Genomic DNA, 22870 nt, shown 5'->3' on the forward strand with positions numbered 1-22870 from the left:
CGTCGGGTGAACCTCGAAACCGCTTAGCGCCAGTACCCGTTCGCCGCCGCCACGGTGGCGAAGTTCACGGCCACCACGTGCGAGACGGCCACCAGGGCCTGGGCGTCGTTCTCGTAGAGCGCCCGCAGCCGGCCGCGAACCTCGTCGGAGGGTTGGGTCTTCTTGACCGCCATCCGCGAGAGCTTGATGGCCAGGTCGTAGCCCTCTTCGGGCGTGGCGGTGATCAGGCTGGGCAGCCAGGCGGGCATCGAACCCTCCCCTCGTGTTGCGGACTTGGGAAAGCTAGACCGCCGGAGCGGCGCGACGATTGGACGAATGGCTCCGCCGTTCCGTCCAATCGGGCCCGGACCTGTCAGGCGCTGAGCCTGACGATGACCCCAAGGCCGGCGGCCGCGACGGCCAGGGCCACGGGGATGGTCAGGATCTGGGCCAGGGCCGAGCCGGCGCTGACCCGTCCCGTCCAGGTGGAGAGCCCCTGGCGCAGGAAATCGGCCAGGTCGGGCCGGGTTTCGGCCTTCGGCTCCATGCGCAGGATCACCGCCGGCACGCCCAGATAGACGGCCAGATAGGCCGCGCAGACGCCCAGCACCAGACCCACCTCGGCGTCGCCGAGGAAGGCCAGGCCGAACGCCCCGAGGATCGCGCCATAGGCGCCCACGATCATCCAGCCCACCGCCTTGGGCAGATCCGGCGTCGACGGCTCGGGCGCCAGGGGCGCGCGAGGGGCGGGTTCGACCACCGCCGGGGCCGTCCGCGCGCGCGGCGCCGACGGCTCCCAGGACGGACCTTCGTAGAAGGCGTAGGTCAGCGGCGTCGTGGTGGAGACATAGTCCATGACAGGCTCCTTCGGCCGCTCGGCGGCCGGATCAGGGTTGGAAAGACACGCGCACTCAGACGGCCAGGGCTTCGTCGGCCGGGCCGAAGAACTCGAAATGGATCCGCTCGGAGGCCACCCCGGCCCGCGACAGCCCGCCGACGAAGGCCTTCAGGAAGGGACGCGGCCCGCACAGGAAGAAGTCGGCGGTCTCGAACGGGGTGTTTGCCCTCAGCCAGTCGACAGTGATCAAACCGTCGTGGTCGTGGGTGCGGCCGGCTTCGTCATTGGCCGCGGGCTTGGCGTAGAAGGTCGCCACCGAGGTCTTGCCGTGCGCCTTGGCCAGGGCCCGCACGTGACCGTCCATGGCGTGGCTGGCTCCGTCCAGCGCGCCATGGACGAAGGCGGTCTCCAGCTCTGGGTGCTTGTCGGCGATGGTCTCCAGCATGCTGACCATCGGCGTCAGGCCCACCCCGCCCGACAGCAGCACCACCGGCCGCTCTTGCGCCTGCGGCAGGAAGAAGTCGCCCGACGGCGGGGTCAGCAGGATCGTCGTGCCGACCTGCGCCACGTCGTGCAGGAAGCGCGAGCCGCCCTGCCCGCCCTCCTCGCGCTTGACCGAGATGCGATAGGCCTCGTGGTTGGGCGCGTTCGAGATGGTGTAGTTGCGGCGGATCTCGCCCTGGTCGGGCGTCGTCAGGCGCAGGGTCAGGTACTGGCCGGGCTTGTGCGGCAGAACCTTGCCGCCGTCCTTGGGCCGCAGCACGAACGAGGTGATCACCGCGCTCTCGACCGTGCGCTCGGCGATCTCGAAGGCGCGCCAGCCGTTCCAGCCGCCGTCGATCGCCTCGATCGCCTCGCGGATGCCGTGCTCGCGTTCCTGCAGCAGGCCGGCCAGGAACCAGTACGCCTCGCCCCAGGCGGCCAGGATTTCGTCGTTCACCGCCTCGCCCATGACCTCGGCGATCGCCCCCAGCAGGGCGTTGGCCACATAGGGATAGTGCTCGGGCAGCACGTGATAGCCGACGTGCTTCTGGGCCATGCGCTCGATGGCCGGGATCAGCGCCTCCAGGTTCTCGATGTTGAGGGCGTAGCCGACGATCGCGCCCGCCAGCGCGTGATGCTGCTTACCGCTGGCCTGGTTGGCGTGGTTGAACAGCGCCTTGATGTGGTCGTCCTGGAAGAGCCGGGCGTACATCGCCCGGGTCACTTCGGTGGCGCGCGCGGCGACGGCCGGGGCCGTGGCCTTGACGTGCGCGATCGTCTCCGCGCTCAGCGGCTTGGGCATGGTCTTGCTCCTTGGAAAGTCGGGTGTCGGGCGTCAGGCGGCGAGCGCGGGTTCGCGGTCGTAGAAATCCACCTGCATGCGGATCGGCCCCAGCGGCTCGACCCGATGGATCTGTCGCGGGCGGACGAGGCCGCAAACGCCGGGGCTCAGCTCGACCGACGGGCTATCGGGGTCGTCGTAGTGCAGGACGAGCCGCCCCTCGATCAGGCGGATCACGCCCCAGACGCCGGCCTGGGTGCTGTGGTCGCGACGCAGGCCCTCGGGCAGGGTCGTCTCGTCGAACACCGGGGTCGAGCGGTAAGGCGCGTCCGGCGCCGGCCGACGGCTTTCCAGCGCCCCGTTCAGGTTCCTGGCCATGCGCTCGGCCTTCTCCTGCAGTTCGGCCGCGTGGCGGGGCGGAACGAACGCATCCGTCGCCTGCCGCCACAGCGCCAGCCAGCGGTCGAACATCGCAGACTCGATCCGCTCGACGTGCTTCATGTGCGCGGCCAGCGGATTGCCCTTGTAGCGGGCCGAGGCGCGCATCACCGACGACCAGAAATCGGCCAGCCGGTCGAGGTGCTCGTCCCAGTCCTCCACCGCGTCGGCGAAGACGGGGCCCAGCTGCGGATCCTCGCGCACGGCGGCGTAGAAGCTGGTCAGCAACGCCGGCAGAACGGTGTCGTCGAAGTCGAAGACGGGGTTGGCGGACATGACGCCCTCAATTCATTCATCTGGAATGCATCTATTCTCGCGACCTAAAACATGCAATATGAATGCATGATTTATCCGCCGCGCCGAACCCTTAAGGGGAGCCGATGAAGCTCACCCGCTACACCGACTACGCGGTGCGCACGGTCATCTACCTGGCCAACAACGACGGCCGCCTGGCCTCGATCGCCGAGATCGCCCGCGCCTACGACATCTCGCAGAACCACCTGATGAAGGTGGTGCAGCAACTGGCGAGCGCGGGCTTCGTCGAGACGGTGCGGGGTCGCGGCGGCGGCCTGCGGCTGGCGCGCCCCGCCGACCAGATCAATGTCGGCGCCCTGGTGCGCAAGACCGAGGGTGGCTTCGACCTCGTCGACTGCTCGTCATGCCTGGCCGCGCCTGGCTGCGGCCTGCCGCGCATGCTGGCCGAGGCCACGCGGGCCTTCCTGGCCGTGCTCGACGGCTATAGCGTCGCCGACATCTCACGCCAGCCCGATGTGCTGCGCCGGCTGTTCGCCGAAGCCGGCTGAGGCCCTTCCGCCACACGGCGATAAAACACGCCGTTCGGCTTTGCATGCGGCGGCGCCAGGACCTATGTGCCGGGCGAACGCCGCCGGCTCGCATGGCCGGCGGCGACCTGTTTTCGTCCGTTCGAAGTCTGTCCCGTGTCGCCTTTTCTACGCCGCGCCGCCGCTTTGGGCGCCCTGCTCCTGCTGTCGGCCTGCGCCAGCGTCGACATCCCCGCCTCGCCCCGGGCCGCGTTCAGCCGCAGCGCCTCCAGCACGCTCTCCGAGGGCGTGACCTACTGGAGCGAGACCCGCGAGAACCCGCTGCGGCAGGTCTATCATGTGGTCCAGCTGGACCTGGCCGACCCCAAGGTCGAGCTCTTCGTCTCGCCGCCCAATGACGGGGCGGGCCAGTACCACGCCCGCACCACCTCCGAGTTCGTGACCGCCTCGGGCGCCCTGCTGGCCGTCAACGCCAGCTATTTCGTGCCGTTCAAGGCCGGCACACCCGGCGGCGACGACTTCGTCCCGCACGCGGGCCAGCACGTCGATCCGGTCGGCAAGGTGATCGTCGCCGGCCGCGAGGTGGCCCCGCCGGACGACCCCGAGGTCGATCCACGGGTCAACGCCATCCTCTGCATCCACCCTTCCTTCGTCGAGATCCGCTCGGGCGCCACCTGCCGCTGGGACGTGGTCGACGCCGTGGCCGCCGGTCCGGTGCTGCTGGTCGACGGCGCCGAGCAGTCCTTCCAGCACGCCGGCCCCAAATACGCCCGCGACCGCCACCCGCGCACCGCCTTCGGCGTCTCGGCCGACGGCCGCACCGGCTGGCTGGTGGTGGTCGACGGCCGCCAGACCGTGATCAGCGAGGGCGCGACCCTGGCCGAACTGACCGCCTTCTTCCGCGACCTGGGCGCGGCCGACGCCATCAATCTCGACGGCGGCGGCTCGACCACCCTGGCGGTCGACGACGGCTTTGGCCGGCCCCGCGTGCTGAACTCGCCGATCCACACCGGCGTGCCCGGCCGCGAACGCCCGGTCGCCAACCAGATCGGCGTGCGGGTGCTTGGCGCGCCCTAGGATCCGCCCCGGACCAGATTGGCGCTCCCGTTTTCCACCGAGCTTCCCCGCGCAGGCGGGGACCCAAGCCGCGCTTCAAGGGAAGGCGCGGCCGTGAGCTACCCGCAACATCCGCTTGGGTCCCCGCCTTCGCGGGGAAGGACGGGTTTAGGGGCGTCCATCGAGTGAATGTCGATCCGCCCTAGACCTGCGGCGACAGGAAGCTGGCCGCGACGTTGCTGAGCGGCCCCGGCCAGTCGCCAAACACGATCGAGCCGGAAAGCGGGTCGCTCGACATCGACGGGAAGCACAGGTTGAGCCTGAATTTCAGCAGCTCGGCGCTGGTGCTGCTGGCCATGATCGATAGCGGAAAGCCGATGGCCGGAGCGTTGTCGTAGATGAACATCGCGCCGGTGAACGGCGAGATCACCGGCGCGGCCGGGTTGGGGAACGACAGCGTTCCCGTCACCGGAACCACCTCGCATCGCGCCGTCGAAGCCGCCTCGGGCGCGGCGCAGGCGGCGGACAGCAGGCCGGCCTTCTCTTCTTCGGCGACGACCAGGGTCAGGTCGTATTCGAACCCCACCTGGCCGTCGGCCACGATGTCGGGCTTGTAGACGGTCAGCTTGAAAGTGGCGGCTTCGGGCATGGCGTGTCCTCGATCCGGGCGGCGCGAACGACTTCGCGCAACCTATGATCGCATTGACGCACGACACATTCTTTGGAGGAACGCCGTTCCACCGGATGGGCGCGCCAACCGCCCGTCTGCGCAAGGCATGGGCGGGCGTTGACGCTTGGGGCGCAGGAAACGCCCCGCCGTCAGGCCGGGGTCGCCTCGGCGGCCGCCCAGCGCGCGGCCAGTTCGCGGTTCTTGGGCAGGTCTTCGGGGAAGTCCATCTCGGCCCAGTCCAGGCCCTGGATCGAGCGCACCGCCACTGCATCGTGGGCGCGGGCGATCTGGTCGATGGCCGACAGGTACCAGCGGCGCAGGCCCTCGGGCGTGCGCAGCGAGCGCTCGACGATGTCTGTGAACAGCGCCGCGCCCTCGGGCTCGAAGCGCAGGAAGCCGATCGACTCGGCGTCGTAGGTGGTGATGGTCTTGCCGATCTCGCGCAGGGCGTCGCCTTCGGTGCGCACCTTCATGTCGTCGGAATCGTAGCCGCCGTCCTTGCGGTCGATGGTCACCGTGATCGGGGCCGACGGGGCCGACAGCAGGCGCTCGGCGATGGCCGGCTCGAACAGGGTGTCGCCGTTGAGCAGCAGGAACGAGCCCTGCATCTCGCCGCGCGCCATCCACACCGAGGCCAGGTTGTCGCTGACGCTGTAGAACGGGTTGAAGACCGTGCGCAGGGTCAGGCCCGGCAGGCGCAGCTTGGCCAGTTCGGCCTCGACCAGGTCGGCGTTGAAGCCGGTGACGACCACCACCTCGGTGACGCCGGCGCGGTGCAGGTGGCGGATCTGCCATTCCAGGACCGAGCGGCCCGACAGGTCCACCAGGCACTTGGGACGGGTGTCGGTCAACGGCGACAGGCGCTTGCCCTGTCCGGCGCTGAGAATGATGGCTTTGACCGGCGACTGCATGGCGAAAACTCGAGCGCGCCGCGAAGAGGGCGGCGAAGACGGGGGTGAAAAGGGCGAGAGCACGACTCGAAACGAGCCATATCAGCGCAGATCGTGCGCGACCATAGCCCTGGCAAGGCCCGGCCTTCCGCAAAACGCCGCTTGCGACAATGTGCGCGCCCCTCGGGGCGCCCCGCCCTGCCCCGCCCTCAGGCCTCGACGGTCGCCTTGTAGGCGCTCGTCGCCGGATGCAGCCGCGCCTCGATCGCCTTGTCGATGGCCGTCCGGAAGTCGACCATGCTGGCGTTCACCGGCTCGAACACCTCGTAGCTGACCGAGCACGGGTCGCCGCCCGGGAACGGCGGGTCGGGATTGTACTGGATCGACAGCTGGGCCTGCTGGGAGGCCAGCTGCGCCTTTTCCGCCGCGTCTGGACCGCCGGCCAGGTCGGTCACGATCGTCTGGACCATGAACAGCGACTCGTCGATCGACGACGAGATCCCCGCCCCGGTGATGCGATTGCCGTCCTTGACCCAGCGCGGGCAGCCGTTGACCACGGTCACCTCGGGGAACAGCTTCAGGCACTCGATGAAGCCCCAGTGGGTGGTGGCGCGATAGCCGTCCAGCAGGCCGGCCGAGGCCAGCAGCAGGCCGCCGGTGCACACCGAGACCACATAGCGCGCCTTGCCGGCCCGATCGGTCAGGAAGTCCAGCAGCGCCTTGTCGCCGATCGCCGCCTGCAGCCCGTCGCCGCCGCCGGGCACGAACAGCATGTCGATGTGCGGCGCGGCGCAATAGTCGTACTGCGCCACCACCTTCAGGACACCCGAGGTCTGGATCGGGTCGGTGCTCGCCGCCACGGTCGCCACCTGGATGGTCCGCCCGATCACCTCGCCGTCGAAGAAGGCGAACACCTCGTGCGGCCCCGCGACGTCGAGGATGTCCACGCCCGGATAGAGCACGATCCCCACCGTGAACGGCGGCAGCGCCGGGGCGGTCATTGGGCCACCGCGATGAACGAGGCCGTCACGCCGGCCGGCTCGCCGTTGTGCGGCTTGGCCCGCACGATCGTGCCGACGATCGACGGAACCTGGTCCACGCCGTCGGGCCACATATAGCCGGGCCAGCCGTAATAGTCGTACTCCCAGCCGGCCGTCGGCGTGCCGTCGCGGCCAAAGCCCCGGATGACGAGGGTCGTCGGCCCCTCGCACTCGGGATCGACCTCGCCCTTCAGGTCCAGCACGTAGCCGCCGCCCATGTCGAGCGTGCCCGTCAGGCTGCGCGGCGTCGGGGTCTCGAAGGTGAACACCCCCTCGCCGAAGATCAGGCTGAGCGCCGTCTGGGCGTCATCGCCCACCAGCTCGGGATTGTTCAGGTAGCTGCGGTAGGTCCACTTGCCGGCCAGCGCCATGGCTTTCCTCCCTCGTGCATCGCCTCAGTAGGCGTTGACCTCGACGCCCAGCAGTTCCGGCTCGGCCCGGGTCGCGCCCGGGGCCGCGCCGTGGTCGTGCGACGGGGCCGCGTTCGACAGCATGCGCGGCTTCAGGCGCACCAGGCGGATGTTGAGCCCGGCGTCCGAAGCGGCCGCGCCCAGGCCCTTGGCCATGGCCAGCTTGGCCAGCGGCGGCGACAGCGGCACGGTGAAGGTGACCGGCCGGGTCACCAGGTGCTGGCCGAACATCGACAGCGTGGTGACGAAGCCCGGCGAGTTGACGCCGACCGCCTCGCTCTCGGGCGTGTTGACCACCACCGCCAGGTCGTGACCGTGCTCGAACGGCGGCAGCTCCACCGTCAGGGTGGCCAGCAGCTTGGGGCCGTCCACCTTGACCGCCTCGGTCAGCAGCGACTGCGGCACGGCCACGTCGCCCGAGGCCAGGCTGGCGTCGCTGGGGATGTTCAGCTTGGCGAGGAACTGCTGCGGCTTGGCGGCGACGGCCGCCTTCAGGCGCGGACCCGGGCGCGGCGGCGGCACCACGTTCTCGCCCGACCCAGGCTGGTAGTCGTAGTCGAAGGCCCCGATGGTCTCGTAGGCGCCGGCCATCTGCTGGGCCGGCGGCAGAACCTGGCCGTCCGCGTTGCGGAAGAACAGGAACGGCTCGGCCCGCCATTGGCCAAGATCACCACGCGGGTTGAGGTAGTTGGGGTTGTCGTCCGGCAGGGTCGGATAGCCGTAGCCCTGCTGCTTGCGCGTCCAGACGTCCCAGATGCGGTCGATGTTGGCGTGGTGCAGGAAGAACAGCGGATCGACCGGCGACAGGTTCGACTGCATGAAGCCGTCGCCATAGGTCGTGTTGCCGTTGGCGTCGGTCCAGATGCCGCCGACGCAGTTGTGCACCTTGTTGTGCGGCTGGCCTTCCATCACCCCGAAGCCGGTGATGCTGCTGTGGAACTGCGACTTGGGGCTGGCGAAGCCGATGAAGTCGCGCGGGGCCAGGGCGTTGTCGAGCATCCAGGCCGAGACGGCGCGGTTGGTGATGTCATCGAAGCCCGGACGCTGAGGGGTCGAGCCGCGCGACTTGGGCGGCGCGAAGAACATCGGCCCGCCCTTGGGCCCGATGTCGAACAGCAGGTCGGCCGGGAAGCGCAGGCCGCGGATCAGCAGCTGCTGGTTCTGGGCGGGGGTGAGGCCGTTCCAGAACTTCTCGAGCACCGGCCCGAACGCCCTGTTGAAGGCGTCCAGGCTCTGGATGTAGCCCGGATAGGTGCTGGGGTTGAGCACGCCCTGGAACATCTCGGCCGGCACTTGGGGATTGGCCGTCCAGTCCCAGTAGGGGAAGGCGAAGGTGTTGTCGCCGCTGAGCTTGCGGACCACCTGCTCGAACCAGCCCACATAGCCCCGGTGCCAGACCACGAACCACCAGTTGCCGTGCGGGCAGTCGACCGTGTGGGTCAGGGCGTGGTTGTACCAGTTGTAGGGATGCGACGGCGGCAGCTTCAGCATGATGTCGATCGCCCGGGCGTAGCTGGCCAGGGCCTTCTTGCCTTCCGGGCTGCTGACGTTCCAGCGCCGCCAGCGGGCCTTGGTCGGCGCGGCGGGCTGGGCCAGCGCCTGGCCGGCGGCCATCGCGCCCACGATCGCGGCGCCGCCGGCCATCAGGTCGCGGCGCGAGGGAGCGGAGAACGGGCCGAAGGCGGCGGGATCCTGGGTCATGTCACGGACTCTCTCTGGGGATCGGATTGGGATCGGGGAAACACCGGCGCGACCTTGCGAGGCCGCGCCGGGAGGGGTCGGTCAGTGGTGGCCGTGGGACACGCCGCCGGCGCCGCCGGGCAGCACGATCTGGACGTTCTGCATCATGCCCTGGTCCTCGTGGTCGAGGATGTGGCAGTGCAGGACGTACTCGCCGATGTAGCGCTGGTAGCGGGTGCGGACGATCAGGGTGTAGGGCAGGTAGGGACCGTTGTCGGTCTTCTGCACGCTCTTGACCCACAGGGTGTCCTTCCAGGCGCCCTTCAGGCCCGGATACTGCGGGTCGGCCGGCCCGGGGCCGAAGTCGTCGACCGCGCCGGGCGCGCTGACGTCCTTGCCGTTCGGATCCAGGATCTTGACGATCTGGAACGGGTTCACGTGGATGTGGAACGGGTGGCTGACGAACTCCGAGCGCAGCTCCCACTCCTGGGCGGTGCCCAGCACCAGGGTGCGGTCGACCCGGTCGGGCGCATAGGGGCGCGGGGCGTAGTCCTGCGAGCCCACCTCGAACTGCACCGGCATGTTGGTGTTCTGGCCGGGGATGGCGATGTTGAAGAGCACCTTCTCGGTCTCCGAACCCTTGATCTCGGCTTCGGTGATCGTCGGGTGCGGCACGAAGCGGGTCAGCTTCAGGCCGTTGCGCAGGTCGGCGACGACGCTGGCGCGCACGTCCGGCGGCATCTGCACGTTGGCGGCCGCCACCAGTTCGTTGGTGACGAAGGCCGGGATGTCGCGGACTTCCTGGCCCGGCGCGACGCTGACCTTGCCCAGCAGGCGCGTGCCGACGGCGATGCTGTTGACCGTGGCGCTGGGCGCGGTGTCGGCGTCGAGCATGCAGTAGTTGCCCGCCTTGGGGAAAACCACCAGCAGGTCGTTGCGATAGCCCGGCTGCAGGGTGACCACCGTCGCCTTGCGGGCCTGGGCGTCGGTCAGGCCGTCGTCGGCGACCACGTAGAAGGGCACGGGCTCGCCGATGCAGTAGGTCTTCTGGAAGGCCGGGCCGTCGGCCGCCGCCAGGCGCTCCATGGCCGCGGGGCCGCCGTCGGCCATCTTCACGAACTGCAGCGAGATGGTGTCGCGCACGCCGGCGTGGATCATCCGCCAGCGAGCCAGCTCGCCCTGCTTGGCCGGCAGGGTCGCCAGCACCTGGCCGTTGATGCTGGTGTAGCGGCCCGACTGCCCCCAGCTGCCGGGACCAAAGCCGTTGCCGTTGGCGTCGCTGTAGAACTCGATCACGCCGGTGTCGCCCGGATCGCAGACCCACTCGACCACGTTGCCCTTGGCGTCGGTCTTGACCTTGATGTTCCCGTTCTTGTCCAGGCACGCGTACTGGATCTGCTGGAACACCAGCAACTTCTCCGGGATCGGGGTCCCGTTCTTGTAGAGCAGGGTGTCGAGGTCGCCGTTGGCGCTGGGGGTCGGCTTGCGGTCGCCCTTGATGACCAGGGCCCCGGCCATGCCGCTGGAAACCTGCAGCGCCGTCGAGCCGTGCCGGTGGGTGTGGTACCAGAAGGTGCCGGCCGGATGGTCGCGGGGGATGTTGTATTCGTACTCGAACTTCACCCCGGGATTGATCGACAGCAGCACGTTGTCGCTGTTGCCGGTGGGGCTGACCCACAGGCCATGGCTGTGCAGGTTGGTGCCGTTGTAGCAGTGCGGCACGTTGATCAGCCAGTTGGGGTCGGTGCAGCTGGGATCGGCGGGCAGCCTGTTGTCCAGCGCGACGCGGACCGTCTCGCCCGGCCGCGTCAGGATCGTCGGCGCCACATAGGGCGTGGTCGACGAGACGTCGGTGCCGTTGTAGCTGCGCAGGTGGACCTTGTCGTAGCGCCCGTTGGCCGGGTTGTAGAGCCGCCCGTCGGTGTAGACGATGTTGAGCGCCAGGCGCTTGTCGGCGGTGATCGCCGCGGTCGACGGCGGGATGACGTAGCTCTTGTCGCCCGAGGCCGTGCCGGTGATCGCCAGCAGGCTGGTCGTTCCCTTCTGCGCCGCCTGCGCCGTCGCCTCGATCGGCGCGCCCAGCAGGCGGGGATTGTCGACGACCCGATCCTGCGCGGCGGCCGTCCCCGCCTGGATGGCGACGGCGGCCAGGGCCGCCCCTACCGTCAACGTCAAGCGCGCATTGCGCACGCGCCCACCAGCACCGCTCATCGCAGCCTCCCCGAACAACGTTCCCCGAGGCTGAATACTACCTAAGCGATACTCAAGGTGAAGGCTAAATTTTTGTGATCTTTCGCACAGGCCGCGCGCGTCACCGCCAGGCGTAGTTGAAGCTGACGCTGATCCGCTGCTCCTCGGCCTGGTTGGGCGTCACCTCGTGGCGCAGCCAGCTCTCCCACATCAGGACCGTGCCCGGCTCGGGCTGCACGTAGACGAAGGGCTGCAGGCTTTCGGGCGCGTCGTCCTGGCGGGTGGGCGCAGCCATCATCATCGGCAGGCGCGGATCCTCGAACTTCAGGGCCGAGGCGCCCGGCGGAATGGTCACGTAGACCGTGCCGGAGATCACGCTGTGGGGGTGGATGTGGCCGGTGTGCTGGCCGCCCGGATCCAGGATGTTGATCCAGAAGCTGTCCATCACCAGCTTGCCGCCCGCCAAGTCGAACCGCAGATCCTTGGCGAAGGCGGCCGCGTGCTTGTCGAGCTTCTTCTTGAGGTCTGCGAACAGGCTGTCGCGCTGGGGCAGGTCGTCCAGCGAGGCGTAGGAGGTGTAGCCCAGATAGCCCTTTCGCTCGGCCCAGGCCTGGCCGGCCTCGTCGTCCTCGGCCACGGCGATGCAGGCGTCGTGCAGGTCGTCGATGAAGGTCTCGAAGCCCTTCTCGCCGGACAGGGTGGCTTCATAGAGCGGGGTGACGAAGAGCGAGCGGGTGGTCATGGGGCGGGGTCATACAGGCGGCCGGCGTTGACGACAAACGGCGATTGGAACATCATGAGAACATGACCGTGAGCCTCACCATTCCCGCTGCGCTCGCCGCCCGCCTCAAAGCGGCCGCCGAAGCCGAGGGCAAGGACGTCGACACCTATGCGATCGACGTGCTTCACGTGATGTCCGACGAGGACTGGGGATACACCGACGACGACGCCTACTGGCGTGAACTGCGTGCTCAAGCAGACCAGACGCTGCGCGAAGGCGGTATTCCTTTCGAGGACATCCAGCGTTGGGTCGCGTCCTGGGACACCGAAGAGGAACTGCCGCCGCCAGAGCCGAAGGTCAAAGCGCGCGGATGAAATCCATCGAGTTCGATCAGCGCGCCAGGCGTGACCTCATGAAGTTGCGCCGATGGCTCGTGAGCCGAGCGCCATCGGCGGCCGATCGCGCCATTGACGTCATCATGAAAAGCGTTGGCTCGCTCGGGGAGCTTCCGGACCGCGGCCGGCGCAAAGGTCATGGCATGCGCGAGCTTTACATCCCCTTCGGCGCCCATGGCTATGTGGTGCAGTATCGACAACAAGGCGACGCAGTCGTGATCCTGCGCATCAGACACAGCCTCGAACGTCGCTGACTTCCCCGGACTCGCCTATATCTGCCTCGTGACCGACACCACCGCCGACATCCCCTCCCCCGCCGAACCGCCGAAGCTGTCCGGCGCCGCCCTGATCAAGGACGAGGTCACGCGCCTGCCCGACGGGCCGGGCGTCTACCGGATGATCGGCGAAGGCGACGAGGTGCTGTACGTCGGCAAGGCCAAAAGCCTGAAGAAGCGCGTGGTGCAGTACGCGCAGGGCCGCTTCCACACCAACCGCATCGCCCACATGGTCGACGCCACGCGGGCGATGGAATTCGTCACCACCCGCACCGAAGCCGACGCCCTGCTGCTCGAGATCAACCTGATCAAGCAGCTGAAGCCGCGCTTCAACGTGCTGCTGCGCGACGACAAGAGCTTCCCCGAGATCCTCATCCGCCGTGACCACGACGCCGCGCAGCTTCGCAAGCACCGCGGCGCCCACGCCATCAAGGGCGACTATTTCGGACCATTCGCCAGCGCCTGGGCGGTGAACCGTACGCTCAACACCCTGCAGAAGGCGTTTCTTCTGCGCTCGTGCAGCGACAGCGTCTACGAGACGCGCGACCGGCCCTGCATGCTGCACCAGATCAAGCGCTGCGCCGCGCCCTGCACCGGCCTGATCAGCCTTGAGGACTACGGCGCGCTGGTCGACCAGGCCGAGGCGTTCCTGCGCGGCAAGTCCCGCGCCGTCATGGCGTCGATGGCCAAGCAGATGGAAGAGGCCGCCGAGGAACTGGAGTTCGAGCGCGCCGCCCGCCTTCGCGACCGCATCCGCGCCCTGGCCGCCGTCGCCCAGGAAAGCCAGATCAACCCCGAGACCGTGGAAGAGGCCGACGTCGTCGCCCTGCATGTCGAGGGCGGCCAGGCCTGCGTGCAGGTGTTCTTCTTCCGCGCCGGCCAGAACTGGGGCAACCACGCCTACTTCCCCCGCATCACCGGCGCCGCCGAGGACGAGGAGGAAGGCGTCACCGAGGAGCAGCGGGTCATCACCGCGTTCCTGGGCCAGTTCTACGACGACAAGCCGATCCCGCGCCTAATCCTGGCCAACGTCCAGCCGGCCGACTCCGACCTGCTGAGCGAGGCCTTCGCGCTGAAGAGCGGCCGCAAGGTCGAGATCGCCGTGCCCAAGCGCGGCGAGAAGGCCGACCTCGTCGGTCACGCCCTGACCAACGCCCGCGAGGCGCTGGGCCGCCGGATGGCCGAAGGCAGCGCCCAGACCAAGCTGCTGGCCGGCGTGGCCGAGGCCTTCAAGCTGGACGCCCCGCCCGAGCGGATCGAGGTCTACGACAATAGCCACATCCAGGGAACCAATGCCGTAGGCGGCATGATCGTGGCCGGCCCCGAAGGCTTCATGAAGGGCCAGTACCGCAAGTTCAACATCCGCTCGACCGAGCTCACGCCCGGCGACGACTACGGCATGATGAAGGAGGTGCTGAAGCGCCGCTTCTCCCGCCTGGTCAAGGAAGAGGAAGAAGGCGACGACGCCAACCGCCCCGACCTCGTGCTGGTCGACGGCGGCAAGGGCCAGTTGGACGCGGCGCTGGAGATCATGGCCGACCTGGGCGTCGACGACATCGCCGTCGTCGGCGTGGCCAAGGGCCCCGATCGCGACGCGGGGCTGGAGCGCTTCTTCATCCCCGGCCAGACGCCGTTCATGCTCGAGCCCAAGTCGCCGGTGCTCTACTATCTGCAGCGTCTGCGCGACGAGGCCCACCGCTTCGCCATCGGCGCCCACCGCACCCGCCGCAGCATGGACCTGAAGAAGAACCCGCTCGACGAGATCGAGGGCGTGGGTCCCGGCCGCAAGAAGGCCCTGCTGCACGCCTTCGGCTCGGCCAAGGGCGTGGGCCGCGCCGGCGTCGAGGATCTGGTCAAGGTCGACGGCGTCAGCCAGGCCCTGGCCGAACGCATCCACGCCTTCTTCCGCAAGGGCTGACGCCCCTACCCAAAACGCGCCCCGCGCGATTGACAACGCCGTTCGCCGAACGCAACCTCAGGCCGCTCTGGAGAAGCATGCAACCTGCCACGCGGCGCGCCCGACGCGCCGTGTCCGAGCGCCTGGGGGAAACATCGCCATGACCATCCTGCCGTTCCTTCGGGGCCGCGGCCTCGCGCGCCCGCTCGCCTCGGCCGGTGCCGACACCGACGCGCCCAAGCCGATCCCGCGCGAGCTGTCGGTGATCCGCCTGCCCGCCGATCACTACCTGCACCGCGACGCCCCCACCGAATGGTGGTGGCACATCGGCACGCTGAAGGCGGGCGACCGGGTGTTCGGCTTCGAGATCAACGCCGCCTCGTTCCAGGGCCGGGGCTTCGGCTTCTCGCAGATCATGCTGACCGACGTCGCCACCCAGAAGCACTACCAGCGCACCACCACCTTCACCCCGCCCGCCGGCTATGATCCGGCGACCTGGGCCGAGCACGACGTCAACCGCGACTGGCGCGTGCGCCTGGGCGACCCCAACAGCCGACTGACCGCGATCAAGGTGACCAATCCCGGCTCGGGCTACGATCCGCTCGCCACCACCGTTACCGTGACCGGCGGCGGCGGCTCGCAGGCCATCGCCTATCCGCTGATCGACCCGGCCACCGGCGCGATCCTGTCGATCCAGGTCACCAATCCGGGCCGCGGCTACACCTCGCCGCCGCACATCGTCATCGGCGGTCCCGGCCAGAAGGGTTCGGGCGCCGCCGCCGAGGCGGTGCACACCTTCATCACCATGGACGCGGCCTGGGGCGATCCCACCCAGAACATGGCCGTGGTCACCAAGCTGACCGACGAGGCCACCGACACCGAGATCGTCTTCGACCTGACCATGTCGCAGAACGGCGCGCCCTTCGTCGTCTGGGGCACCGGCGTCAGCCAGATCCTGCCCAAGGCCAGCGGCTCGCACCTGCAGACCGGCAACTACTACTACTCACTGACCAACATCGCCGCCTCGGGCACGATCACCATCGACGGCGAGATCTTCGAGGTGACCGGCAAGACCTGGATGGACCACGAGTACGGCTTCTTCGGCACCGCCCAGAACCCGGTGAAGTGGATCCTGCAGAACGCCCAGCTCGACAATGGCTGGTCGTTGTCGAACCACTACGTGCTGTACGGCGAACACAAACGGCCCATGCCGGGCGAGCCGGTCCCCTGCGAGGTCACCCTGCAGGACCCGGACGGCCAGATGTACGTCGTGCCGGGCGTGATGACCGCCGATCGCCCCTGGACCAGCCCGGCCTCCGGCGTGGTCTACTATCTCGACTATCAGCTCGACATCGCCGGCTTCGACGCGGTGCTGAACTTCAAGGCCCTTGTGGCCGACCAGGAGTTCCCGCTGCCGACCGGCTCGATCTACGAGGGCATAGCCTCGGCCGAGGGCAGCTTCCAGGGCCAGGCGACGACGGGCACGGGCTGGATCGAGCAGGCGCTCTGAGACTTCGGCGGACGCGGAGGACGCCTTGTCCTCCGCGGCGCCTCAGAAGTCGTTGCTCCAGCGCTGCACCGAGGCCAGCGGCAGCCAGGCCTCGAACACCAGGCCCTCGGCATGGAAGTCAAAGCGCGAGCGGCCCTTCAGTTCGCGCTGGGTCAGGTTCTCGATCAGCCGCGCCCCGAAGCCGAACCGCTCGGGCTGGCTGACCGCCGGACCGCCGCTCTCGCTCCAGGTCAGACGGAGCTGCCTGGCGTCCTGGTCGACGCTCCAGCGCAGGCTCACCCGCCCCTCCGGCGCCGACAGCGCGCCGTACTTGGCGCTGTTGGTGGCCAGTTCGTGCAGCACCATCGACAGCGACACCGCCACGTGCGGGCTCAGCGCCACCTTCGGCCCCGAGGCGTCTATGCCCTCGCCGTGGGCGCGCACGCAGATGGCCGCCACGTCGGTCAGGTCGGCCTCGTTCCAGCCGGTGCGGGTCAGAAGGTCGTGGGCGGCCGAGAAGGCCACCAGGCGCTCGGTGAAGATCCGCACCTGGTCGGCGTCGAGCTTGGCGAAGGTCTGGCGGGCCAGCGACTGCACCGTGGCCAGGTTGTTCTTCACCCGGTGGTTCAGCTCGTTGATCATCACCGCCTGGCGCGCCTCGCGGGCCTCCAGCTCGTGCGAGGCCGCGACCAGGGCCTCGCGCACGACGGCGATCTCGGCCAGACCGCCGCGCTTGCCCGGATCCAGCGGCCGCCCCTCGCCGATCGCCCCAGCGTCCTCGACCAGGCCCACCACCTCGCGATTGATGCGGTTGGCCAGGAACAGCGCCATGCCCACGCCCAGCAGCAGCAGCAGCGGAAAGATCGCCGCCGTGCCCCAGGCCGCCGCCACGCCCACCTTGGCGACGTCGGCGCGGGGAATGGCCACCACTAGCGTCCAGCCGGTGCGGGGCGAGCGGGTGTAGGCCACGCGGGTCTTCACGTTGTCGAGCGACACGCTCTTGCTGATCCCCTCGTTGGAGCGGGCCAGGTTGCGGGTCATGTCCGGCGAGGCGCTGGCGCCGGTGAAGCGCTCGTTGCGCACCGAGCGGGCGATCACCTTGCGCTGGTTGTCCAGGATGGTGGCGACCCAGCTCTCGGGCGCGCGCTGCTGGCGGAACACCGAGGTGAAGCTGGCCGCCTCGACCACGTAGGAGACCACGTAGGGCTGGCCCTTGATGTCCACGGGCGCGCCGACGGTGATCACGTGGCGCTGGGCCAGCGCGCCCATGCGCAGGTCGGAAACCTGGGTGCGGCCGGCCGCGCGGGCGGCGACCATGTAGGCCGGCGGCGGGGTCTTGGGCAGGACCGCGCCCCAGGGGGCCAGGGTGTTGACCACCTGCTGGCCGTCGGCCGCGGTCACGGCCACCCAGCCGGGCCGATTGCCGGTGGCGCGCTTGGCCCGGATGTAGAAGTTCTTCCAGTCGCCGTTCAGCAGGGCCTGGTCGGTGGCCAGGGTCTCGGCCACGGCCACGCCCTCGGCCACCTGCCGGTCGACCGCGCCCGACAGCGCCCGCGCCGTGGCCAGCAACTGCTCTTCCAGCTGGTCGCGGTTCTGGCGGTTGGAGCGCTCCAGCAGCAGGGCCGTGGCGGCGAGCGCCGGCACCAGCAGGCTGACGGTCAGCAGCACCAGCAGGCCGCGGACCGAGCTGCGCAGGCCCCGGTGCGACGTGGCCGGGGTCTCGGAGGGAGTGGACGCCATGGGCGGATTTACGCGGCGGCGGCCAGGAGGTTGCGGACAGCCCCTTGGATCGCGCCGTTCGTCAGCCCCGCCATGCCCATGCTCCCCTGCCCGGATGACGCGACCTTACGCGATGCGTCGCCCCTGTCACCCGGTAAGAAACCAGCGTTATGCGCCGACCTTAAGCGTCGGTGCGCGTCTTCAGCAGCACCAGGGCGACGAAGCTGATCGCCGCGGCGACCGCCAGGTAGATCCCGACCGGAACCAGCCCGCCCTGCGCGGCCAGGGCGGTGGCGACCATCGGCGTCAGGCCGCCGCCGATGATGCCACCGATGTTGAAGGCCATCGAGGCGCCGGTGTAGCGCACGCGGGCCGGGAACAGCTCGGGCAGCCACGAGCCCAGCGGACCGTAGACGAAGCCCATGGCGAACAGGGCCGCCGACAGGAAGGCGCAGATCAGGGCCAGCGAGCCGGCGCCCATCATCACCGGCAGCAGCGCCCCGGCGGCCACGGTCATGGCGCAGCCGGCCATCAGCACGCGCCGGGGCGTCGTGGCGTCCGACCAGTAGCCCGAGGCGACGATGCCCCCGGCCATGAACAGGATGGCGAACAGCTGCACGGCCAGGAACAGCTGGCGGTCATAGCCCAGGGTCTTGGCGCCGTAACCCAGCGCGAAGGCCGTGGTCAGGTAGAACAGCGCAAAGCAGCAGACCACCGCGAAGGTGCCGCCCAGGGTCTCCCTCCAATGGCGCTTGAGCAGCTCGGCCAGCGGCACGGCCGGGGGCGGCTCGTGGGCCAGGGCCGCGGCGAAGGCCGGGGTCTCGGTCAGCTTCAGCCGCACCCACAGGCCAAGGCCCACCAGCACCGCGCTGGCCAGGAACGGCAGGCGCCAGCCCCAGGCCATGAACTGCTCGGGGCTCAGCGCCAGGCCCAGGATCAGGAAAAGACCGTTGGCGGCGATGAAGCCCACGGGCGCGCCCAGCTGCGGGAACATGCCAAAGCGCGCCTTCCAGCCGGGAGGGGCGTTCTCGACGGCCAGCAGCGCCGCCCCGCCCCACTCGCCCCCCAGGCCGAAGCCTTGGCCAAAGCGCAGCACGCACAGCAGCGCCGGCGCCAGCCAGCCGGCCATCTGGTAGGTCGGCAGGAAGGCGATCAGCAGGGTCGAGCCGCCCATCAGCATCAGCGAAGCCACCAGCGTCGACTTGCGGCCGATGCGGTCGCCGAAGTGGCCGAAGGCGATCGCTCCGACCGGCCGCGCGAAGAAGGCCACCGCCAGGCTGGCGTACGAGGCCAGCAGCTGCATCGAGGCCGAGTGCGACGGGAAGAACAGCGGGCCGAACACCAGCGAGGCGGCCGTGGCGTAGATGTAGAAGTCGTAGAACTCGACCGCCGTGCCCACCAGGCTGGCCAGCAGCACGCGGTGGGAGGAGTTGCTGGTCGGTGCGGCGCTGGCGGTCATGGCGTCCTCGGAAACTTGACCACGGCTTGGCGCTACCCGCCCGCCACGTCAACCATCCGAGAGAAGAAAATCACCCGCGCCAAACAGGAAATCCGCCAAAACCAATGAGATTTCTTCGCGTGAACCTTGTTTCAAGGAAGAGGATTGCCCCGCCATGCGAACGGCGGGGCCGTGTCCTCAGCGGGCCGAGAACCCGCCGTCCACCAGGTGGTAGCTGCCGGTGATGAACGAGGCGCGGTCCGACAGCAGGAAGCAGGTCAGGGCCGAAACCTCCTCGGGACGGCCCAGGCGTCCGGCCGGATGCAGGCCGATCAGGCCGGCGCGGGCCTCGTCGGTCATCTCCGAATGGATCAGCGGAGTCTCGATGAAGCCCGGCCCCACCGCGTTGATGCGCACGCCCTGCGGGGCGTACTCGATGGCGGCGGTCTTGGTCATGCCGACCACCGCGTGCTTGGAGGCGACATAGGCGCCCGAGCCCGCCCAGCCGTGCGTGCCCAGGATCGAGGCCATGTTGACGATCGAGCCGCCACCGGCCGCCAGCATGGCCGGGATCTCGTACTTCATCGAGTAGAGCACGCTGTTCATGTCGACATCGACGACGCGCTTCCACTGGTCCAGCGGGTAGTCGGCCGTGGGCAGGTTGGGGCCGCCGACGCCGGCGTTGTTCACCGCCAGATGCAGGGCGCCGTAGGTGTCGACCGCGAACTTGACCATGGCCTCGACCTGGGCCGGATCGGCGACGTCCACCTTGAAGGCGCTGGCCGAACCGACCTCCTTGGCGAGCGTCTGCGCCGCCTCGAGGTTGAAGTCGGCGATCACCACCTTGGCGCCGCCGGCCGCCAGCTCGCGCACCACCGCCTCGCCGATGCCCGAGGCGCCGCCGGTGACCAGGGCGACCTTGTTCGCGAATTCCGTGCTCATGAGGCTCTACTCCACTTGGTGTTACATTATACGCCCCGTACCCTATCTGGGAGCGGCCGCCTCCGAGCGCCACCACCACCGCCGCCCATTTTTCCCCTCCCCCGCTCCCGGCCCGTCTGACGTGTGCGCCAGCCTTGCGAGCCCCAGGGTTGAGCTCTACGCAAGCGCGATGTGCACCGCTTTGACACCGACCAGGGTCGGCTCGCCGTCGGCCGAACAGGCCGCCCTCCTCGATCGCGACGGGTATCTGCTGCTGCGCGGCGCGACGCCTAAGGCCTGGCGCGAGCCCCTGCGCCGCGCCTTCGAGGCGGGTGTCGGGACCGGCGATCAGTGGGGCGTTCCCAAGGCGCCCGGCTGGCGCCACGCCCTGGTCGACCTGAACCCGACGGTGCGCGAGACCTGCCGCCTGCCCGCCCTGCTGGCGGCGGCGGGGCGGATGCTCGGCGGCCCCTTCTTCCTGGCCCAGGTCGAGGGCCGCGAGCCCCTGCCCGGCGCCGGGCGTCAGCCCCTGCATCGCGACGGCGCGGGCCTGCACGCGGTGTCAGCCATGATCTTTCTCGACGACTATGGTCCCGACAACGGCGCCACGCGGGTGGTGCCCCGCGCGCTCGATCAGGGCGACCCCGACGAGACCTTGTCCCTGACCCTGGCCGGCCAGGCGGGCGACATCCTGGTGTTCGACGCCGACCTGCTGCACGGCGCCACCCGCAACGCCTCCGGCGCGCGGCGGCGCTCGCTGCTGCTGAACTTCCTGCCCGAGCGCGAACGAAACGCCCAGGACGCCTATCGCGCCATCCGCGATGTGCGCATGGACAACGGCGAGCTCTTCACGCCTTAGGACGGATCGACATCCATACGACGACCGGCCCCGGACCCGTCCTTCCCCGTGAAAGCGGGCAAGCTCGGGAAGAAGGGTCAGTGTTGATGAATCCCGGCCTTCTACTTGAGACGAAAGCCTTGGCCATGAGCGCGCATGCGCCATAGCCCTCTCCCGCGCTCATGCGTTAGAACGGCGCCATGAAAGCCCTGCCCAACATCCTGACCTCCGCCCGCCTGGTCATCGCCCTGTTCATGTTCGTGGCCCTGGCCACGGCCGCCGGCGGCGTGCCCTGGCTCAGCGAGCAACTGACGGGCGACCAGCAGTTCTCCCTGCAGCGCTGGGCGTTCTGGGCCTTCGTGATCGCGGCCGTCACCGACTTCTTCGACGGCTGGCTGGCCCGCAAGCTCGACGCCGTCAGCATCTGGGGCGCGATTCTCGATCCTATCGGCGACAAGATCCTGGTCTGCGGCGCTCTGCTGGGCCTGATGGCCCTGGGCCCCAACCCGCTGGTCATCCTGCCGGCCGGCCTGATCCTGTTCCGCGAGTTCGCCGTCAGCGCCCTGCGCGAGGTCGGCGCCGGCAAGGGGATCAAACTGCCCGTCACCCTGCTGGCCAAGTGGAAGACCACCCTGCAGCTGGTGGCCATCGGCGGCGAGCTGGTGGTGGTGTCCTGGGGCGCGTTCAACCTGCCGCAGGACCCGGCGATCATCGAGCCCGTCTCCTGGGCCGTCCACGGCCTGCTCGGCGTCGCCGCGATCGTCACCCTGATCACCGGCGCCCAGTACTGGGAAGCCGCCCGCAAGGCCCTGACCTGAGCGCCGCCGCAAATCCGACACACGCATAGGAAGAACATCGCTCTCCCAACACCTGCGACGGGGGTGGTGCGATGCGTGGCGTGCTGTGCGTTGTGTTGCTCCTTCTTACCCTCGCGCCGCTGACGGCGCGGGCCGAGGGGCGATTGGTGGATTTCGAGGTCGCCTCGCGGCGCTTCGACGGCAACAAGGCGGGGGTCGCGCTGATCCGCAAAGTCACCGCCTACCTGCCCGACGGCTACGAGGCTGGATCGCGGCGCTATCCGGTCGTCTACTTCCTGCCCAACCTGTTCGACGGCCATCGCGCGATCTTCGAGCGCGACGGGGCCAAGGCCGTGCTCGACCGGGCCATCGCGGACGGATCGGTCCCGCCCCTGATCCTGGTCAGCGCCGACTTCTCCACCCCGGCCGGCAGTTCGTTCTACGCCACCTCGCCGGTGACCGGCGACTGGACGGGCTTCCTGGCCAAGGACCTGGTGGACGCGGTCGACGGCCGCTTTCGCACCCTGCCCGCCCCGGCCTCGCGCGGACTGCTGGGCGACCGCATGGGCGGCTATGGCGCGATCCGCACGGCCATGGTGGCGCCCGGCGTGTTCGGCGCGGTCTACGCCCTGCATCCGGTGGGCACGGGCGTGGGCCTGCAGACCATGAACTCGCGCCCCAATTTCGAGCGCCTGGCGGCCGCCAGGTCGCTCGACGACCTGGGCGACGACGGCTTCTCGCGAGTGTTCCTGGGGATGTACCAGGCCTTCCTGCCCAATCTCGACAAGGCCCCGTTCTATGCCGACCTGCCGGCCAGCGGCCGCGGGGCGGGCCTGGCCACCGATCCCGTCCTGACCGCCAAGCTGCAGAACGCCTTCCTGCTTGACCGCCTGCTGCCGGCCCATGCCGCCGACCTGAAGGGCCTGCGCGGCCTGATGTTCGACTGGGGCCGCTTCGACGGCAACGCCGACCACGTGGTCGCCAACCGCGCCTTCGCCGGCCTGCTGGAAGAGTTCGGCGTGCCCAACGAGGCCGAGGAGTATCGCGGCTGGTGGGGCGAGCGGCACTGGACGCAAGACGGCCGCGTCGAGGCCCGCGCCCTGCCGTTCTTCGCGCGGACGCTGGCGTTCGAGCCGGGGTGAG

The 22870-nt window shown here is 69.3% G+C and carries 23 protein-coding genes; 9 read left to right on the forward strand and 14 right to left on the reverse strand.

Features of this window, described 5'->3' with window-relative positions:
* Positions 1-23: 23 nt before the first annotated feature.
* The 4 genes from G5B46_RS12315 to G5B46_RS12330 form a co-directional block, all read right to left on the reverse strand.
* Positions 24-248, reverse strand: coding sequence for a hexameric tyrosine-coordinated heme protein (locus tag G5B46_RS12315; protein WP_165259038.1), 225 nt, complete (start codon positions 246-248; stop codon positions 24-26).
* A gap of 104 nt (positions 249-352) precedes the next feature.
* A complete protein-coding gene (locus G5B46_RS12320) occupies positions 353-835 on the reverse strand; it encodes a hypothetical protein (RefSeq protein ID WP_165259040.1) in 483 nt (160 codons plus the stop codon).
* A gap of 55 nt (positions 836-890) precedes the next feature.
* Positions 891-2102 (reverse strand): NO-inducible flavohemoprotein, encoded by a 1212-nt coding sequence (gene hmpA / locus G5B46_RS12325; RefSeq protein WP_165259041.1) that lies wholly within the window; start codon positions 2100-2102, stop codon positions 891-893.
* Between the two features lie 33 nt (positions 2103-2135).
* Positions 2136-2795 carry a DUF1971 domain-containing protein gene (locus G5B46_RS12330; protein WP_165259043.1) on the reverse strand — a complete coding sequence of 220 codons (660 nt, stop codon included), beginning with the start codon at positions 2793-2795 and terminating at the stop codon, positions 2136-2138.
* A gap of 104 nt (positions 2796-2899) precedes the next feature.
* On the opposite strand from G5B46_RS12330, the gene G5B46_RS12335 reads away from it, so the two are divergent.
* Positions 2900-3322: an Rrf2 family transcriptional regulator gene (locus tag G5B46_RS12335; RefSeq protein WP_165259045.1), complete on the forward strand. Its 423-nt coding sequence runs from the start codon at positions 2900-2902 to the stop codon at positions 3320-3322.
* 135 nt (positions 3323-3457) lie between these two features.
* Positions 3458-4378, forward strand: a complete 921-nt coding sequence (locus tag G5B46_RS12340) for a phosphodiester glycosidase family protein (RefSeq protein ID WP_165259047.1) — start codon at positions 3458-3460, stop codon at positions 4376-4378.
* Between the two features lie 181 nt (positions 4379-4559).
* On the opposite strand, the gene G5B46_RS12345 is transcribed toward G5B46_RS12340, so the two are convergent.
* The 7 genes from G5B46_RS12345 to G5B46_RS12375 all read right to left on the reverse strand — a co-directional run bounded on the left by G5B46_RS12345 (position 4560) and on the right by G5B46_RS12375 (position 11979).
* On the reverse strand, positions 4560-5006 hold the full coding sequence (locus G5B46_RS12345; RefSeq protein ID WP_165259048.1) for a hypothetical protein: 447 nt from the start codon (positions 5004-5006) through the stop codon (positions 4560-4562).
* 170 nt (positions 5007-5176) lie between these two features.
* Positions 5177-5938, reverse strand: a complete 762-nt coding sequence (locus G5B46_RS12350) for an NTP transferase domain-containing protein (protein ID WP_165259050.1) — start codon at positions 5936-5938, stop codon at positions 5177-5179.
* A gap of 188 nt (positions 5939-6126) precedes the next feature.
* Positions 6127-6918 (reverse strand): DJ-1/PfpI family protein, encoded by a 792-nt coding sequence (locus tag G5B46_RS12355; protein ID WP_165259052.1) that lies wholly within the window; start codon positions 6916-6918, stop codon positions 6127-6129.
* Positions 6915-7328 carry a hypothetical protein gene (locus tag G5B46_RS12360; RefSeq protein ID WP_165259054.1) on the reverse strand — a complete coding sequence of 138 codons (414 nt, stop codon included), beginning with the start codon at positions 7326-7328 and terminating at the stop codon, positions 6915-6917. Before G5B46_RS12360 ends, G5B46_RS12355 begins: the two co-directional genes overlap by 4 nt.
* A 24-nt stretch (positions 7329-7352) precedes the next feature.
* The gene (locus G5B46_RS12365) at positions 7353-9068 is read right to left on the reverse strand and encodes a tyrosinase family protein (protein WP_165259055.1); all 1716 of its coding nucleotides are present in this window, start codon (positions 9066-9068) and stop codon (positions 7353-7355) included.
* A gap of 81 nt (positions 9069-9149) precedes the next feature.
* The gene (locus tag G5B46_RS12370) at positions 9150-11222 is read right to left on the reverse strand and encodes a multicopper oxidase family protein (protein ID WP_240903456.1); all 2073 of its coding nucleotides are present in this window, start codon (positions 11220-11222) and stop codon (positions 9150-9152) included.
* A gap of 136 nt (positions 11223-11358) precedes the next feature.
* Positions 11359-11979: a TIGR02466 family protein gene (locus G5B46_RS12375; protein ID WP_165259059.1), complete on the reverse strand. Its 621-nt coding sequence runs from the start codon at positions 11977-11979 to the stop codon at positions 11359-11361.
* A gap of 62 nt (positions 11980-12041) precedes the next feature.
* On the opposite strand from G5B46_RS12375, the gene G5B46_RS12380 reads away from it, so the two are divergent.
* The 4 genes from G5B46_RS12380 to G5B46_RS12395 all read left to right on the forward strand — a co-directional run bounded on the left by G5B46_RS12380 (position 12042) and on the right by G5B46_RS12395 (position 16035).
* Complete coding sequence (locus G5B46_RS12380; RefSeq protein WP_165259060.1) at positions 12042-12332, forward strand: antitoxin; 291 nt, start codon at positions 12042-12044, stop codon at positions 12330-12332.
* Positions 12329-12607 (forward strand): type II toxin-antitoxin system RelE/ParE family toxin, encoded by a 279-nt coding sequence (locus tag G5B46_RS12385; RefSeq protein WP_165259062.1) that lies wholly within the window; start codon positions 12329-12331, stop codon positions 12605-12607. The genes G5B46_RS12380 and G5B46_RS12385 overlap by 4 nt, the downstream gene beginning before the upstream one ends.
* A gap of 28 nt (positions 12608-12635) precedes the next feature.
* Entirely contained in the window at positions 12636-14546 is a 1911-nt protein-coding gene (uvrC, locus tag G5B46_RS12390) for an excinuclease ABC subunit UvrC (protein ID WP_165259063.1), read from the forward strand.
* 139 nt (positions 14547-14685) lie between these two features.
* Positions 14686-16035, forward strand: a complete 1350-nt coding sequence (locus G5B46_RS12395; protein WP_165259065.1) for a lipocalin-like domain-containing protein — start codon at positions 14686-14688, stop codon at positions 16033-16035.
* Between the two features lie 42 nt (positions 16036-16077).
* Here G5B46_RS12395 and G5B46_RS12400 read toward each other — a convergent pair whose 3' ends face one another.
* The 3 genes from G5B46_RS12400 to G5B46_RS12410 form a co-directional block, all read right to left on the reverse strand.
* On the reverse strand, positions 16078-17754 hold the full coding sequence (locus G5B46_RS12400; protein WP_165259066.1) for a sensor histidine kinase: 1677 nt from the start codon (positions 17752-17754) through the stop codon (positions 16078-16080).
* A gap of 160 nt (positions 17755-17914) precedes the next feature.
* Complete coding sequence (locus G5B46_RS12405; protein WP_165259067.1) at positions 17915-19192, reverse strand: MFS transporter; 1278 nt, start codon at positions 19190-19192, stop codon at positions 17915-17917.
* A 177-nt stretch (positions 19193-19369) separates the two neighbouring features.
* A complete protein-coding gene (locus G5B46_RS12410) occupies positions 19370-20113 on the reverse strand; it encodes an SDR family NAD(P)-dependent oxidoreductase (protein WP_165259069.1) in 744 nt (247 codons plus the stop codon).
* Positions 20114-20282: 169 nt separating this feature from the next.
* Here G5B46_RS12410 and G5B46_RS12415 point away from each other — a divergent pair, with 169 nt between their 5' ends.
* The 3 genes from G5B46_RS12415 (at position 20283) to G5B46_RS12425 (ending at position 22869) form a co-directional block, all read left to right on the forward strand.
* A complete protein-coding gene (locus G5B46_RS12415; RefSeq protein ID WP_165259070.1) occupies positions 20283-20951 on the forward strand; it encodes a phytanoyl-CoA dioxygenase family protein in 669 nt (222 codons plus the stop codon).
* Between the two features lie 179 nt (positions 20952-21130).
* Positions 21131-21748, forward strand: coding sequence for a CDP-diacylglycerol--glycerol-3-phosphate 3-phosphatidyltransferase (pgsA, locus tag G5B46_RS12420; RefSeq protein WP_165259072.1), 618 nt, complete (start codon positions 21131-21133; stop codon positions 21746-21748).
* A 92-nt stretch (positions 21749-21840) separates the two neighbouring features.
* Positions 21841-22869 carry an alpha/beta hydrolase-fold protein gene (locus G5B46_RS12425; RefSeq protein WP_346764913.1) on the forward strand — a complete coding sequence of 343 codons (1029 nt, stop codon included), beginning with the start codon at positions 21841-21843 and terminating at the stop codon, positions 22867-22869.
* Position 22870: the final 1 nt, after the last annotated feature.

The sequence above is a fragment of the Caulobacter sp. 602-2 genome, from assembly GCF_011043625.1.
Lineage (GTDB): Bacteria > Pseudomonadota > Alphaproteobacteria > Caulobacterales > Caulobacteraceae > Caulobacter.